1 protein-coding gene and 1 pseudogene are annotated in these 596 nt (G+C 66.8%); both read right to left on the bottom strand.

The window, feature by feature from the left end:
- A pseudogene (locus ACKGJN_RS16555) lies at positions 1–205 on the bottom strand (hypothetical protein); the annotation flags it as partial.
- Between the two features lie 189 nt (positions 206–394).
- On the bottom strand, positions 395–596 hold a 202-nt coding region (locus ACKGJN_RS16550; protein ID WP_409540671.1), incomplete at its 5' end, for a type II 3-dehydroquinate dehydratase.

Here is a 596-nt window from a genome sequence, read left to right as displayed (position 1 = left end):
CCTCGTTGGTGGCATGCACCGCCAGCTCGGCCTCGATGCCGGTTTCCGCGGTGAAGCGCTCCAGCATGTCGGCCGGCATGTAGCCGTCCCAGTTGGAGATCACGATCTTGCCCGCCGCCCAGGCCGCCCCCGGGGCCGTGCCGGCCAGCGTCAGGACCGCCGCGCCGGTCAGCAGCGCGGAAGCCAACTTATTGAATTTTCCCATGTTTCCCTGTCTCCCATTCCCCGTAGCGTCGCTGATTTCCCTGCTGCCGGCGCGGTCGGCCGGTGATTCCGGCTCTGGCTGGCCGCGCGGGCCACGGCGCTTATGCTGTACTGATTTTGAAAAAAGTACAACAGACAACCGCAAGGCGGCCGGGTGGGAATCACCCCAAGGCTGGCGGCGGGAACCGGGCTACGGCCGAAGCAAGGCCGGGATCGCCCGCACCGCCGCCCCGTAGCCCTCGGCCCCCAGGCCGGCGATGACCGCCGTGGCGACCAGCGAGACGTAGGAGTGGTGGTAATGGGCTTCCCGCTTGTGGATGTTCGAGATGTGGACCTCGACGATGGGGCCGGGAAACATCTTCAGCGCGTCGAGCAGCGCGATGGAGGTAAAG

The organism is Gillisia xinjiangensis (genome assembly GCF_046298265.1).
GTDB classification, from domain to species: Bacteria; Bacteroidota; Bacteroidia; order Flavobacteriales; family Flavobacteriaceae; genus Gillisia; species Gillisia xinjiangensis.
This window is presented reverse-complemented; position numbering and strand designations above follow the sequence as displayed.